The following is a 13,625-nucleotide window of genomic DNA, read 5'->3' on the forward strand; positions in this document are numbered from 1 at the left end:
CAGTACAGCGAAAGTTCTGCACGGACCGTTAGCGTGGCTGCATGGCCGACTGGGACCTGGGGCAGCTGCGCGCGCTCGCCGCGGCAGCGGACCTCGGCACCTTCGACGCCGCCGCCCGCGCGCTGCACGTGACGCCGTCGGCGGTCAGCCAGCGCATCAAGGCGCTCGAGCAGCGGGCCGGCGCGGTGCTGCTGCGCCGCGACCGGCCCGTGCGCCCGACGGCCGCGGGCGAGCCGCTCGTGCGCCTCGCGCGCCAGCTCGACGCCCTCACGGCCGACGCGACCCGCCACCTCGCGGGCGACGCGACGGTCCCGCACGTGACGCTCGCGGTCAACGGCGACTCGCTGGCCACGTGGGCGCTGCCCGCGCTCGCACCGCTGGCCGGGGACGTCGCGCTGCGGCTGGTCCGCGAGGACCAGGAGCGGTCGGCCGACCTGCTGCGCGACGGGTCCGTGATGGGCGCGGTCACGTCGCAGGCCGTCGCGGTGCAGGGATGCACGGTCGAGCCGCTGGGCGTCATGCGCTACCGGCCGATGGCCGCGCCCGCGTTCGTCGACCGCTGGTTCCCCGACGGCCCGCGCGCGGCCGCGCTCGCCGTGGCCCCCGTGGTCGTGTTCGACGCCGCCGACCGCCTGCAGGACCGCTGGCTGCGCGCGCGGCGCGTCGACCCCGCGCGTCCGCCGCGCCACCTCGTGCCCGCGTCGGCGGACTTCGCCGCCGCGGTCCGGCTCGGGTTCGGCTGGGGCATGCTCCCGGCGCAGCAGTCCGACGCCGACGAGCGCGCCGGCCGCCTGGTGCCGCTGACCGACGACGCGGTGGACGTGCCGCTGCACTGGCAGCAGTGGTCGCTGCGCACGGCGGCGCTCGACGCGGTCGCGGACGCGCTGCGGGCCGGGGCCCGGGCCGCGCTGGCGACGCCCGTCTGACCGACCGCCCGAGCGCCCGTCCGAGCGCCCGCCTGCCCGACCGTCAGGGTCGGCGGGCGAGCAGCCGCCGCATCGCGTCGCGCACGACCCCGACGTCCGCCCCGCCCTCGACGAGCGCGCTCGCGCGGTGCACCACCGCGGTGACGAGCTCGGCGACGACCTCGGGCGCGTCGAGGTCCGCGTCGCGCAGCGCGTCGAGCAGCGGGTCCATGAGCCGCCCGTGCATGTCGGCGACCCACGGGTCGCTGAACGCACGGGGGTGGAACGTCGCGAGCGACGAGATCACCGCGTGCTCGCCGTCCGCGACGAGCGTGAGGTTCGCGTCGGCGTAGGCGACGACCTTGTCGAGGGGCGTCCCGGCGGCGTCGGTCGCCGCGGTGACGGCCTCGCGCCACCGCGGCAGGGCGTCGACCACGACCGCCCGGAACAGGTCCTCGCGGGACGGGAAGTAGTGGTAGATGCTCGAGCGCCCCAGGCCGGCCCGCGCCGCGACGTCCGCGAACGTGGGCTCGACGTCGGGGCGCTCGGTGAGCAGCGCGCGCGTGGCGTCGAGGATCGCCCGGCGTTGCGCCTCGCGGTGCTCCGGGACCGATGCTGCGGTGATCCGGGGCACGCGTCCTCCTCGTGTCAGGCGGGCGACAGGCGCCCGTCCACCATCTCCAGCACGCGGTCGCAGTGCTCGAGCACGTCGTGGTCGTGGGTGACCATCACCGTAGCGAACCCGCGGTCGTGCGTCTGGCGTGCGAGCAGCTCGACGATCTCGTGGCTGCGGCGGCGGTCGAGCGCGGCGGTCGGCTCGTCGACCAGCAGGACCGACGGCGACGCGACGAGCGCGCGGGCGATGCCGACGCGCTGGCGCTCGCCGCCCGACAGCCGCCCGGGGCGCCGGTGCGCGTGCGGGGTCATGCCGACGGCCTCGAGCAGCTCGGCGGGCGGGGTCGCGGCCGGGCGGCCGGTGATCTTCTCGACGAGGCGCAGCTGGTCGATCGCCGTGAGCGCGGGCACGAGGTTGCCGGACTGGAAGACGAAGCCGAGGTGGTCGCGGCGGAACCGGGCCAGCGCGCGGCCCGAGAGCTGCGTGAGCTCGGCGTCGTCGACCGTGACGCGGCCCGAGGTGGGGCGCGTCAGGCCGCCGGCGACCGCGAGCAGGCTGGACTTGCCGGCGCCGGACGGGCCGACGACGGCGACGATCTCGCCCGGGGCGACCGCGAGGTCGACGTGGTCGAGCGCGGCGACCTGCGTGTCGCCGTCCCCGAAGGTCAGCGTGACGTCGTGGAGGCCGAGGCCGGTGCGGGTGGTGGAGGTGGTGGTGGTCATCGGTTCTCTCCCAGCGCGGTGACCGGGTCGACCCGGGCGATGCGGACGGTGGCGACGCCGGCCCCGGCCAGGCCGAGGCCCAGCAGCAGGACCGCGCCGGTGACGATCGGGCCCGTCTCGAGCGCGAACGGCATGCCGGTGCCGGTGACGAGCGCACCCAGGCCGAGGCCGATGCCGAGCCCGACGCCGACGGACGCGACGAGCAGGATCGCGGCCTGCGCGAGGCCGTCGGTGACGAGGTAGCGCGTGGACGCGCCGATGGCGCGCATGACGGCGAGCTCACGCGTGCGCTGCACGGTCCAGAGCGTGAAGAACGCGCCGACGACGAGCGCGGAGATCGCGTACAGGAACCCCTGGATGAGCTGCATGGTCATGATCTCGGCGCTGTAGCCGGGCGAGGAGTCGAACGCGTCCTCGACGGTGCGGGCCGCGGTGCCGGCGGCGGCGTCCCCCGCGGCGAGGTCGGGCAGGGCGCCGTCGACGCCGCGCAGCGCGACGACCGAGGCGGTGTCGTACGTGTCGGCGGGCAGCGGGCCGCCGTCGGGCACGCCGACGTGCACCTCCTGCCAGGTGCGCAGGTCGAGGAAGCCGATGTCGACGTGCCCGAAGGTGCGCTGGTCGGTCGTGAAGCCGACGACCTCGAGCTCCGTGCCGACGCGGTCGACGGTGAGCACGTCGCCGATCTCGACGCCCTCGTCGCGCGCGGACGACGAGAGGACGACCTCGCCCTCGCCCGCGAGCGCGCGGCCCTCGCCGGTGGCGGGCTCGACGAAGCCGCCGCGCTCGACGCCGAAGAGCGTGAGGTCGACGGGGGTGCCGTCGTCGTTGCGGGCGTTGACGATGGCCGTGCCGAGCAGCTCGGCGTCGGCGACGTCGTCGCGCGCGGCCCACGCGTCGCGCTCGGCCGACGAGACGAGGCTGCGGGTGAACGCGGAGTCGGTGCGGGTGCCCTCGGCGAACGCGACGGCGGTGATCGGGCTGCGCAGCAGGCCGGAGACGCCGTCGACGACGAGGCCGGAGGACAGCCCGGACAGCAGGACCATGAGGACGGAGATGAGCGCGACGACGGCGCCCATGAGTCCGAAGCGGGTACGCGCGAACGCGAGCTCGCGCAGGGCGACGAACACGGTGAGACCTCTCGACGTGGTGGCACGCGCCTTTTGTCGACGCTCTGTCGATATCTTATCGACGCGATGTCGACAAACCCCCGGCGCACCGCGTGGCCGTGGTCACACCCCGCACGCGGGCCCCCGACGTCCGGGACGACGCCGGAGGCGGCGGACCGACCGCCCGCCCGGAAGGCGGCCGACCGGGCGCGGACCTACCGTCGCGACATGAGCGACGACGACACCCCCGCCCTCGACACCACGATCACCGAGCCCCCGCTCGACGCGGGCGAGGTCGACCACCTGCTCTTCATGCTCGAACGCTCGCGCGCGACGTTCGCCTGGAAGGTCGGCGGCCTCGACGCCGCCGCGCTGCACCGCGCGTTCCCGCCGTCCGCCATGACCCTCGCGGGGCTCGTCAAGCACCTCACGCTCGTCGAGGACGACGTCGTCGCGACCCGGCTGGGCGCCGGGCCGTGGGTCGAGCCGTGGACGGGCACGACGCCCGACGACTGGCCCGGGTGGGACTGGCGCTCCGCCGCCGACGACTCCCCCGCCGAGCTCTACCGCGGCTGGCAGGCCGCGGTCGCGCGGTCGCGCGAGGCGTGGGCGCGCGTCACCGCCGACGGCGGCCTCGACGCGCCCGCGGACGTCGAGTGGCCGGACGGCCGGCCCAGCCGCCGCCGCGTGCTGATCGACCTCAACGCCGAGTACGCGCGGCACCTCGGCCACGCCGACCTGTTCCGCGAGGCCGTCGACGGGCTCGTCGGCGAGGACCCGCCGCAGCCCTGACCCGCGCCCCGCCACCCGCACGCCGTGCGGCACCGCGGGACCCGCAGCACACTCGAGGAGGGGGCGCGACTGCCGGCCGTGCGCCCCGGCAGTGCTCATCCGCGGGAGCCACCGCGCACGGTGCGGGCCCGCGGCCCCACGCGCAGCGAGGACACGCCATGAGCGGCACCACGCACCCCCCGACCGACGCGGGCGCACCGGAGCTCGTGCTGTCCCGCGGCACGGTCTACGTCATCTTCAGCGCGCTGCTGGCGGCGATGTTCCTGTCCGCCCTCGACCAGTCCGTCGTCAGCACCGCGCTGCCCACGATCGTGGGCGACCTGGGGGCGGCCGACCGCGAGGGCTGGATCGTCACGGCGTACCTGCTGGCCATCGCGGTCGTCATGCCCGTGTACGGCAAGGTCGGCGACCTGTGGGGGCGGCGCACGCCGTTCCTCGTCGCGCTCGTGCTGTTCCTCGTCGGCTCGACCGGCTCCGCGCTGTCCGGGTCGTTCGCGGAGCTCGTGGTGTGGCGGTCGGCGCAGGGCCTGGGCGCCGGCGGCCTGGTCATCCTCAGCCAGGCGATCATCGCCGACATCGTCTCCGCGCGTGACCGGGGCAAGTTCATGGGGCCGATCGGTGCGGTGTTCGGCGTGGCCACGGTCATCGGCCCGCTGCTGGGCGGCTGGTTCACGGACGGCCCGGGCTGGCGCTGGTGCTTCTGGCTCAACGTGCCCGTCGCCGTGGTGGCGCTCGGCATCGCGTGGTTCCGGCTGCGGCTGCCCACGCGCCGCGCGCCGGCGCGCCTCGACGTGCTCGGTGCCGTGCTGCTGACGCTGACCACCTCGGGGATCGTCTTCCTCACGAGCTGGAGCACGATCAGCTCCGACCGCCGGTACGACTGGGGCGACCCGACGCTGTGGGCGCTCGTGGCGGGGACGGTCGTCGCGCTGGTCGCGTTCCTGGTCGCGGAGTCGCGCGCGGCCGACCCGCTGATCCCCCTGCACCTGTTCCGCAGCCGCACGTTCACCGTCTCGGTGACCATCGCGCTGCTGTTCGGCATGACGATGTTCGCGGCGCTGTCGTTCCTGCCGACGTTCCTGCAGATGGCGCGCGGCTCCACCGCGACCGACGCCGGCCTCATGATGCTGCCGATGACCCTCGGCCTGATGATCACGGCGCTCGGCTCGGGTCTGCTCATCACGCGCACCGGGCGCTACAAGCCCTACCCGATCGTGGGCATGGGCGTCGCGACGGTCGGGCTGGCCTGGCTCACGCGGCTCACGCCGGACATCTCGACGGTGACGTTCGGCGCGATGATCTTCGTCCTCGGGCTCGGCCTCGGGTTCGTCATGCAGACGATCGTCATCGCGGTGCAGAACTCGGTGACCCCCGACCTCGTGGGCGTCGCGACGTCGACCAACAACTTCCTGCGGGAGATCGGCGCAGCCGTCGGCACGAGCGTGTTCTCGACCGTCTTCACCGCGCGCCTGGTCACGCAGCTGGGGGACGCGCTGCGCGACGCGCCCGCGGGGGACGTGCCGCGGGGGTTCGGCGCGCAGTCCCTGACGCCCGACGCCGTGCGCACGCTGCCGGGCGCGCTGCGCGACGTCGTCGTCGACGCGTACGCCCACGCCCTCGCGCCCGCGTTCTGGTATCTCGTGCCGCTCGCCGTGCTGGGTCTCGTCGTCGCGTTCTTCATGAAGGAGGTGGCCCTGTCCGACAGGTCAGGGCTGGAGGCCCGCGGGATCGCCCGGGTCGAGTAGCGGGCGCGAGGGCGCGGCCGGCCCACGGCTCAGAGCAGCAGCGCACCGCCCGCGAGCAGCCCCGGCGCGACCGCGAGCGCACCCATCCGCACGCTCCGCCCGGCTGCGCATGCCGCGACGAACGCACCGCCGCGCATCCGCGAGGAGCCCGCGCACACCGTGACCGCGAGCAGCGGGGGCAGCCCCACGGCACCGCTCAGCACGACCACGAGCGGCGCCGCCGGCCGTCCCATGGCACGGGCCGTCCACCGCTGCACGGGCCCGACCCACGCCGCGGTCCGGGCCGCGAGCCCCGACCACCACGCGTCGGCGCCCCCCGCCTGCCCCTGCGCGCCGCGCGCCACCGCGACCCGCACCGCCCGCACCGGCGCCCACCGCGGCGCCGCGCGGACCGACGCGAGCACGGCCGCCTTGCCGAGGGTCTGACCCACGACCACGGCGCCCGCGACCGCGAGCGCGACGGGTGGCGGCTGCGCGAGCGCGACGCCCACGACGTACGCCTCCGCGGCGAACACCGGCGCGAACGACCCGACCAGGCTCATGAGCAGCCCCGTCACGACGAGCCCGACCACGAGCCCCGTCATCAGTCGTCCCGGCGCGCGCCCGGCCGCACCAGCCCCGCCTCGTAGGCCGCGATGACGAGCTGCACGCGGTCGCGGCAGCCGAGCTTGCGCAGCGCCTCCGACACGTGGGACTTCACGGTCGGCTCGGTGATGAACAGCTCGGCACCGACCTCGGCGTTCGACAGCCCGCGCGCGACGGCCGCGACGACCTCGGTCTCGCGCGGCGTCAGCACCGCCAGCGAGCGCGGGTCGCCGCGCGCGGCGAAGTCCTCGACGAGCCGCCGCGTGACGCTCGCGCCGAGCAGCATCGAGCCGTCGGCGACCGCGCGCACCGCCTCGACGAGCCGCGAGGCGGGCACGTCCTTGAGCAGGAAGCCCGACGCGCCGGCGCGCAGCGCGTCGAACACGTACTCGTCGAGGTCGAACGTCGTGAGGATGAGGACGCGCGTGCCGGGGTGCGCGGCGGCGATCGCGCGCGTCGCCTCGATGCCGTCCATCACGGGCATGCGCACGTCGACCACCGCGACGTCGGGGCGCTGCGCGGCGACGACGTCGAGCAGCACGGCCCCGTCGCCCGCGTCCCCGACGACGTCCACGTCGGGCGCGGCCGCGAGGATCGCCGCGAAGCCGGCCCGGACCACGGCCTGGTCGTCGGCCACGACCACGCGGATCACGGCGCCACCGCCACGGGCAGGCGGACGTCCACGACGAACCGCGACGCGGTCGCGTCGGCGCGCAGCTCGCCGCCCAGCGCGTCGACGCGTTCGCGCATGCCGACGAGCCCGCGACCGGGGCGCACGGGCTCCGCCGGTCCGGTCAGCGGCTGCGACACGCGCAGCCCCACCTCGCCGGCGCGCTGCACGAGCTCGACGTCGACCGGCGCGCCGGGCGCGTGGCGGCGCGCGTTGGTCAGCGCCTCCTGCAGCGCCCGGAACAGCACGTACCCCGCGGCGTCCGGCACGTGCGACCACTCCCCCACGACCCGCACGTCCTGACCCGCGGCGCGCGCGTCCGCGACCAGCCCGTCGACGTCGTGCGCGGTGGGCTGCGGACGACGCGCGACGGACGCGTCGTCGTCGGTGCGGCGCAGCACGTTGAGGGCCTCGCGCAGCTCGCCGAGCGCCTCGCGCGCGTCGCGCGCGACGTCGGCGAGCACGGCGCGCGCGTCGGCGTCGAGGTCGGGGTACTGGTACGGCGCGCTCTCGGCGCGCACCGCGATGAGCGACACGTGGTGCGCGACGACGTCGTGCAGGTCGCGCGCCATGCGGGCCCGCTCGCGCGCGAGGGCGTCGGTGGTGAGCGCGCGCTCCTCCTGCTGCTGCGCGAGCGCCTCGCGTCGGCGGGTCCGCTGCCGGGCGCCGAACGCGAGCGCGACGAGCACGGCGCCCGTGACCCACACGACGTACAGCGCGAACGTCAGCCACCGGAACGGCGGGCCGCTCCCGGACGTGACGGCACCGATCGGCGTGAACCCCACCAGGTTGCCGCCGCAGTACACGGCCGCCAGGCCCAGCGCGGCCGCGTACGGCGGCAGCGCCGCGCGCCACGTGCGCAGCGCCGCGACCAGCGCGACGCCGACCAGCGCGAGGTACCAGCCGACCATGAACCACCCCGTCCACGGCAGGAACGCGAACGGTGCGGCGGCCACGACGGTCGCGAGCACGGGCCGCCACACCGCGAGGACGACCGCGGCGACGACCACCACCCCCGCGACGCCGGCGACGGCTCGCGCGTCCGTCCCCGGCGTCAGGTCCACGACCCCCGACCACGAGTACCCCATGATCGGCGTGGCCAGCTGGAAGGCCGCGACCAGCACGGCGAGCACGACGGCGGTGCCGAGGCGTTGCCGGTCCGCGCGCACGCGGGGTGCCGCGGCGGTCGGGGCCGAGACGAGCGGGGTCGACGGGTCGGGCATGCCCCGATCCTCGCGGGCCGCCCACCGGACCTTCCACCGCCCTGGGACGGAGACGCCCCGCGACGACCGGACGACGCGCGTCGACCCGGCGCAGCGGGTTCCGCGCGTGGGCGGCGGGGTCTAGCGTCCGGAGCACGGGTGGGCGCCCGCCCGCCGACGGGTCGAGGGGGACGGTCATGGCGCACGGCGACATCACGCACGTCGACATCCCGGTCGCGGACACCGCGGCCGCGACGCGGTTCTACGAGGGGCTGTTCGGCTGGCAGATCCGGGAGATCCCGGGCTTCGAGGGGTACCCCATGTGGTCGGCGCCGAACGGCGTGAGCGGCGGCGGGCTCGCGCCGCGCTCGGAGGGCTTCACGCAGCCGCGCAGCTACGTCGAGGTCGACTCGATCGACGACGTCCTGGGCCGTGTCGCCGACCTGGGCGGTCGCGTGCTGCACGGCAAGGAGCCGATCGACGCGACGAGCTGGTGGGCGGTCGTCGCCGACGCGGACGGCAACCACGTGGGGCTGTTCGAGGGCCGCACGGGCGGCGAGGGCTGAGGATCACGGGCGACGCGCCCCGCCGGCCCGGCGCCGCGGGCGCGCGCCGGCGGGGTACGACGGTCAGCCGCGCAGCGGCAGGACGAGCCGCGTGACGTTCGCCGCGGGGTCGCCGCCGGGCTCGGGGTCGGTGACGTACTCCTCCCAGAAGTCGCCGCGCCCGTCGACGCCCAGCGCGACGCGGTCGTCCTCGACGCGCGCCCACGCGTCGGGCAGCGCGTCGTACGGGCCGGTGTGCGTCAGCACGAGCGCGGCGCCGCCGGGCTGCTCGACGACCGTCACGTCGCCCGACGTCGCCCCCGGTGCGGCGCCCTCGACCGCGAACCCCGCCGCCAGGTCGACCGTGCCGGTCGGCATGCCGTGGTACCAGCCGACCGCCGGGCCGACGATCGTCCACCCCTCGCGCTCGACGGCCTGCGCGACCTGCCGGTAGGCCGCGTCGTAGAAGGCGGGCAGCCCGGCCGTCGGCACGGTGCCGCGCACGGCGGCGAGCGTGACGGTCGGGAGGGTGGTGCGGGTGCTGTCCATCGGGGCCTCTCCTCGCAGGTCCGGCGCCCGGTGCGGGCGGCGGTGGCGGTACCGACCGCGCGGGGCGCCCGGACTCACCGGGCACCGTCCCAGGGGACCGTCCCGCCGACCGCCGCGCGGGTGTCGTCCGGCGTCCGTACCGTGGGTGCGTGAGTCTCGCCGCCCCCGTCCGCCAGTGGCGCGCCCGCGCCGGCAGCGCGCTGTTCCTGCGCGTCGCCGGGCCGCACGGGCACCGGTCCCGCGAGCGCATCCACCACCGCGAGGGGCCGCGCTGGTTCGGGCCGGACGCGGCGGTGCGGGTCGTGCACGGGGACGCGTCGATGTTCGTCGGCGGGATACGGTCGCTGCTGCTGCAGTCGCTGCACCCGGCCGCGATGGCGGGCGTCGCGGGGCACTCGGCGTTCCGCGAGGACCCGTGGGGGCGGCTCGCGCAGACCAGCACGTTCCTCGCGACGACCGTGTTCGGCACGGCCGACGACGCGCAGGCCGCGATCGACGCGGTCCGCACGATCCACGCGCGCGTGCGCGGCGTGAGCCCCGAGGGCATCCCGTACGCGGCGGACGACCCGGACCTGCTGCGCTGGGTGCACGTCGCGGAGATCGAGTCGTTCCTCGACGCGCACACGCGCTACGGGCAGCACCCGCTGAGCCCGGCGCGGGCCGACGAGTACGTCGCGCAGACCGCGCGGATCGGCCGCGCGCTGGGCGCCGTCGACGTGCCGGAGACGGTCGCCGACCTGCGCGCGGCGCTCGAGGGCTACCGGCCCGTGCTGCGTGCGACGCCCGCGGCGCTCGACGCCGCGACGTTCCTGCTGCGCGAGCCGCCCGTGCCGTGGACGCTGCGGCCGGGGTACACGGCCCTCACGGCGGCGGCCGTCGAGTCGCTGCCCGCGTGGGCGGCCGACGGCCTGGGTCTGCGGCGGCGCGGCCGCGTCGGGACGGCGCTCGCGCGCGGCGGCGGGCACGTCGCGACCCGCACGGTCCGCTGGCTGCTCGCGGGCCAGCCCGACGGCTGACGCGCGACCGCCCTCCCAGAGCGTGAGGGGTTGCCGCCGGGAGACGGCGGCAACCCCTCACGACCCGTGCGTCGCCGGTCAGCCCAGCGTGACCCGGCGTGCGGCGAGCCAGCCCGCGAGACGGTCCGGCCGGTCGGTGATGATCTCGTCGACCCCCACCTCGACCGCCGCAGCCCAGTGCGCGGGCTCGTCGAGCGTCCACACCGCGACCCGCAGCCCGGCGGCGTGCAGCCGGTCCACGAGGTCGGGGTGCTGCAGGAGCAGCAGCCCGTGCGGGTTGGCCATCGTCACGTCGAGCGCGGCGCACGTCTCGAGCAGGTCGTCGCCGACCTCCGCGAGCAGCAGCCCGCGCCGCATCTGCGGGTCGGCGACGCGCAGCGCCTCGACCGTGCCCGGCCAGAAGCTCTGCACGACCGTGCGGTCCGCGAGCCCCGCGTCCCGCAGCGGCCCCGTGACGCGCGCGACCTCGTCGGCCGTCCACTCGCCCTTCACCTCGCACAGCAGGTCGAGCGACGGGTGCCGGTCGAGCAGCTCGACCACCTCGGCGAGCAGCGGGACCCGCTGCCCGGCGTACGCGGGCGCGAACCACGCCCCGGCGTCGAGCTCGCGGACGGCCGCGAGCGGCGTGTCCTTGAGCCAGCCCGTGCCGGAGGTCGTCGCGTCGAGCGTGTCGTCGTGGATCACCACGACGTGCCCGTCGGACGTCAGCTGCACGTCGAGCTCGATCGAGTCGGCGCCCGCGCGGGCGGCCGCCTCGAACGCGGCGAGCGTGTTCTGCGGTGCGACGGCCGAGTTGCCCCGGTGCGCGACGACCCTGGTCACAGGTACGGCTCCACGTTCTCACGGTAGGCGGTGTCGAGCTTGGGCGCGATCGACGACCACGCCTGCTGCGGGTCCGCGCCGCGCAGCACGATCTGCTCGATGCCCTCGGTGAGGACCTGGTCGGCACCCGGCACGAACACCCGGATCCAGTCCTGCGAGCGGGCCTTGTCGGCGAGCTGGTCGACAGCGGTGCGGAACTGCGGCGTGGACGCGTAGACGGCCTTCATCGCGTCGGACTCGACGGCCGACGTGCGGACCGGCATGTACCCGGTGTTCTGCGAGAAGTACGCGGTCTGGTCGGTGTCGGTGAGGAACTGCAGGAACATCGCGGCGGCGAGCTGCTGCTCGGGCGACTTCGCCTTCGGGATCGCCAGACCCGTGCCGCCCGTCGGGGTGCCGCCGCCCTGCGGGCCGTCCGGCAGGTACGCGGTGCCGACGTCGAACGTGGCCGCGTCGAGGATGCCCTTGAGCGAGCCGGTCGACCCGATGGTCGCCGCGACGACGCCGGACGAGAAGTCGACGGCCGAGTCCTCCGAGACGGTCGCGTAGGCCTCGTCGCCGTGGAAGAGGTCCTGGAGGAACGTGCCGCCCGCGACCGCCTCGGGCGTGTCGAGCGTCGTCGTCCACTCGTCGGAGTACTGCCCGCCCTGGCCCCAGATCATGTTCTCGAACCACCACGCGGCCCACGACGGGCCGGTCGACAGGCCGAGCGGCTTCGAGTCCGCCGGAACCTGGCCGGCGAGCTTCGTCGACCACTCCTGCATCTCGGCCCACGTCTCGGGTCCGCGGTCGGGCAGGCCCGCGGCCGCCCACTTCTCCTTGTTGTAGTAGAAGAGCGGCGTCGAGCGCGCGTACGGCGCGGCCCAGTGCTGGCCGTCGTACTCGTAGTCGCCGTACAGCGCGGGCACGAAGTCGTCGGCGTCGGCGTCCAGGTGCTCGAACACGTCGTCGAGCGGCATGATCTGGTCGTTCAGGTGGTACCGGAACCACCAGACGTCGGACGAGATGACGAGGTCCGGCAGCTCGGACGTCTGCGACGCCGCCTGGAACCGCTGCGCGACCTCGTCGTAGTTGGCGCCCGCCGTGACGAGCGTGACCTTGATGTCGGGGTGCTCGGCCTCGAAGCGCTTGATCAGCTCCTCCTCGACCGGCTTCGACGCGCCCGGGTGGTTGCTCCACCACGTGATCTCGGACGCGGGGGTCACGGTCGACCAGTCGACGGCGTCGGTCGCGGCGGGCTCCGCGGCCTGGCCGGTGGCGATCGTCGGGGTGGTGCAGGCCGTCAGGCCCAGGGCGCCGACGGCGGCCAGGGCGAGCGCCGCGAGGCCGCGGCGGGTCGGGGCGGCACGGTGGGACACGGGGTCTCCTCGGTGTCGGGGCGCACGCCACCGGTCGGTGGGCGTGCCGGGGGCCGGGTCCGCGGGGGCGGGTCCGGTGGTCGGGTGGGTGGTGCGGTGCGGGTCAGCCGGTGACGGCGCCCGCGGTGAGGCCGGCCACGAGCCGGCGCTGCAGCACGAGGAACACGGCCAGCACGGGCAGCGTCACGACCGTCGTCGCGGCCAGCAGCACTCCCCAGTTCGTCATGCCGTCGACGTTCTGCAGGAGCGTCAGGCCCACGGGCAGGGTCATCTTGCGGGGGTCGTCGACCACGAGGAACGGCCACAGGTAGTCGTTCCACTCGGTGACGACCGCGACGAGCCCCACGGCCGCGACGGTCGGCAGCGACATCGGCACGACGAACCGCCACAGCCGCCGCCAGTGCCCGGCGCCGTCGAGCTGCGCGGCCTCGAGCACCGAGGTCGGCAGCGACAGGAAGTGCTGACGGAACAGGAACGTGCCGAACGCGCTGGCCAGGCCCGGCACGAGGATCCCCTGGTAGGTGTTCAGCCACCCCAGGCTCGCGACGAACGTGTAGTTGGGGATGATCGTGATCTGCGGCGGGATCATGAGCGCCGCGAGCACCACCACGAACACGGTCCGCCGGAACGGCACGTCGAGGAACACCAGCGCGTACGCGCAGCACAGGCCGAGCACGACCTTGAGGCCCGCGCCCGCGACCGTGAGGCCGACGCTGTTGGCGAAGAGCGTGCCGAGCGGGACGGTCTGCGCGGCCTGCGCGTAGTTGCCCAGGTCGAGGCCCTGCGGGAGCCACTGCAGCGGCACCGCGTACAGCTCGTCGGGGCGCTTGAGGCTCGCGAGCAGCATCCACAGCAGCGGTGCGCCGAGCACGAGGGTCGCGACGACGAGCGTCGTGACGCCGGCCGCGTCGAGCGCGAGCGCGCGGGGCGGGCGGCGGCGCCGACGCGCCGCGGGAGCCGGCGCGTCCGGTGCGGCGGGCGGCGGGGACGCC

The 13,625-nt window shown here is 75.8% G+C and carries 15 protein-coding genes; 5 read left to right on the forward strand and 10 right to left on the reverse strand.

Translation table 11 applies throughout. The annotated features are described in order from the left end of the window. The first annotated feature begins 41 nt into the window (after positions 1-41). Complete coding sequence (locus tag CS2_RS10230; RefSeq protein ID WP_070319902.1) at positions 42-926, forward strand: ArgP/LysG family DNA-binding transcriptional regulator; 885 nt, start codon at positions 42-44, stop codon at positions 924-926. Positions 927-969: 43 nt separating this feature from the next. On the opposite strand, the gene CS2_RS10235 is transcribed toward CS2_RS10230, so the two are convergent. The 3 genes from CS2_RS10235 to CS2_RS10245 are packed head-to-tail and all read right to left on the reverse strand — an operon-like array spanning position 970 to position 3,370. Then, positions 970-1,539, reverse strand: a complete 570-nt coding sequence (locus CS2_RS10235) for a TetR/AcrR family transcriptional regulator (protein WP_070319903.1) — start codon at positions 1,537-1,539, stop codon at positions 970-972. A gap of 14 nt (positions 1,540-1,553) precedes the next feature. Then, positions 1,554-2,243 (reverse strand): ABC transporter ATP-binding protein, encoded by a 690-nt coding sequence (locus CS2_RS10240; RefSeq protein ID WP_070319904.1) that lies wholly within the window; start codon positions 2,241-2,243, stop codon positions 1,554-1,556. Further along, positions 2,240-3,370: an FtsX-like permease family protein gene (locus CS2_RS10245; RefSeq protein ID WP_174524300.1), complete on the reverse strand. Its 1,131-nt coding sequence runs from the start codon at positions 3,368-3,370 to the stop codon at positions 2,240-2,242. The genes CS2_RS10240 and CS2_RS10245 overlap by 4 nt, the downstream gene beginning before the upstream one ends. 207 nt (positions 3,371-3,577) lie before the next feature. Here CS2_RS10245 and CS2_RS10250 point away from each other — a divergent pair, with 207 nt between their 5' ends. Further along, entirely contained in the window at positions 3,578-4,141 is a 564-nt protein-coding gene (locus CS2_RS10250) for a mycothiol transferase (protein ID WP_070319905.1), read from the forward strand. A gap of 158 nt (positions 4,142-4,299) precedes the next feature. Further along, complete coding sequence (locus CS2_RS10255; RefSeq protein ID WP_070319906.1) at positions 4,300-5,886, forward strand: MDR family MFS transporter; 1,587 nt, start codon at positions 4,300-4,302, stop codon at positions 5,884-5,886. A gap of 29 nt (positions 5,887-5,915) precedes the next feature. Here the strand turns inward: CS2_RS10255 and CS2_RS10260 are convergent, their stop codons facing one another. The 3 genes from CS2_RS10260 to CS2_RS10270 are packed head-to-tail and all read right to left on the reverse strand — an operon-like array spanning position 5,916 to position 8,364. Then, positions 5,916-6,470, reverse strand: a complete 555-nt coding sequence (locus tag CS2_RS10260) for a hypothetical protein (RefSeq protein WP_070319907.1) — start codon at positions 6,468-6,470, stop codon at positions 5,916-5,918. Then, entirely contained in the window at positions 6,470-7,123 is a 654-nt protein-coding gene (locus tag CS2_RS10265) for a response regulator (protein ID WP_070319908.1), read from the reverse strand. The genes CS2_RS10260 and CS2_RS10265 overlap by 1 nt, the downstream gene beginning before the upstream one ends. Beyond that, positions 7,120-8,364, reverse strand: a complete 1,245-nt coding sequence (locus tag CS2_RS10270) for a sensor histidine kinase (protein ID WP_070319909.1) — start codon at positions 8,362-8,364, stop codon at positions 7,120-7,122. Before CS2_RS10270 ends, CS2_RS10265 begins: the two co-directional genes overlap by 4 nt. Before the next feature lie 176 nt (positions 8,365-8,540). On the opposite strand from CS2_RS10270, the gene CS2_RS10275 reads away from it, so the two are divergent. Further along, a complete protein-coding gene (locus CS2_RS10275; RefSeq protein WP_070319910.1) occupies positions 8,541-8,909 on the forward strand; it encodes a VOC family protein in 369 nt (122 codons plus the stop codon). A gap of 63 nt (positions 8,910-8,972) precedes the next feature. On the opposite strand, the gene CS2_RS10280 is transcribed toward CS2_RS10275, so the two are convergent. Beyond that, positions 8,973-9,437: a GyrI-like domain-containing protein gene (locus tag CS2_RS10280; protein WP_070319911.1), complete on the reverse strand. Its 465-nt coding sequence runs from the start codon at positions 9,435-9,437 to the stop codon at positions 8,973-8,975. Positions 9,438-9,586: 149 nt separating this feature from the next. Here CS2_RS10280 and CS2_RS10285 point away from each other — a divergent pair, with 149 nt between their 5' ends. Next, positions 9,587-10,453, forward strand: a complete 867-nt coding sequence (locus CS2_RS10285) for an oxygenase MpaB family protein (RefSeq protein ID WP_070319912.1) — start codon at positions 9,587-9,589, stop codon at positions 10,451-10,453. 78 nt (positions 10,454-10,531) lie between these two features. Here CS2_RS10285 and CS2_RS10290 read toward each other — a convergent pair whose 3' ends face one another. From CS2_RS10290 to CS2_RS10300, 3 genes are all read right to left on the reverse strand, one after another. Continuing rightward, positions 10,532-11,275, reverse strand: a complete 744-nt coding sequence (locus CS2_RS10290; RefSeq protein ID WP_070319913.1) for a glycerophosphodiester phosphodiesterase — start codon at positions 11,273-11,275, stop codon at positions 10,532-10,534. After that, positions 11,272-12,633: an ABC transporter substrate-binding protein gene (locus CS2_RS10295; RefSeq protein WP_070319914.1), complete on the reverse strand. Its 1,362-nt coding sequence runs from the start codon at positions 12,631-12,633 to the stop codon at positions 11,272-11,274. Before CS2_RS10295 ends, CS2_RS10290 begins: the two co-directional genes overlap by 4 nt. A gap of 103 nt (positions 12,634-12,736) precedes the next feature. After that, a partial coding sequence (locus CS2_RS10300; RefSeq protein WP_070319915.1) for a carbohydrate ABC transporter permease occupies positions 12,737-13,625 on the reverse strand: 889 nt, incomplete at its 5' end.

The organism is Cellulomonas iranensis NBRC 101100 = JCM 18110 (assembly GCF_001552375.1).
In the GTDB taxonomy this organism is placed as follows: Bacteria; Actinomycetota; Actinomycetes; order Actinomycetales; family Cellulomonadaceae; genus Cellulomonas; species Cellulomonas iranensis.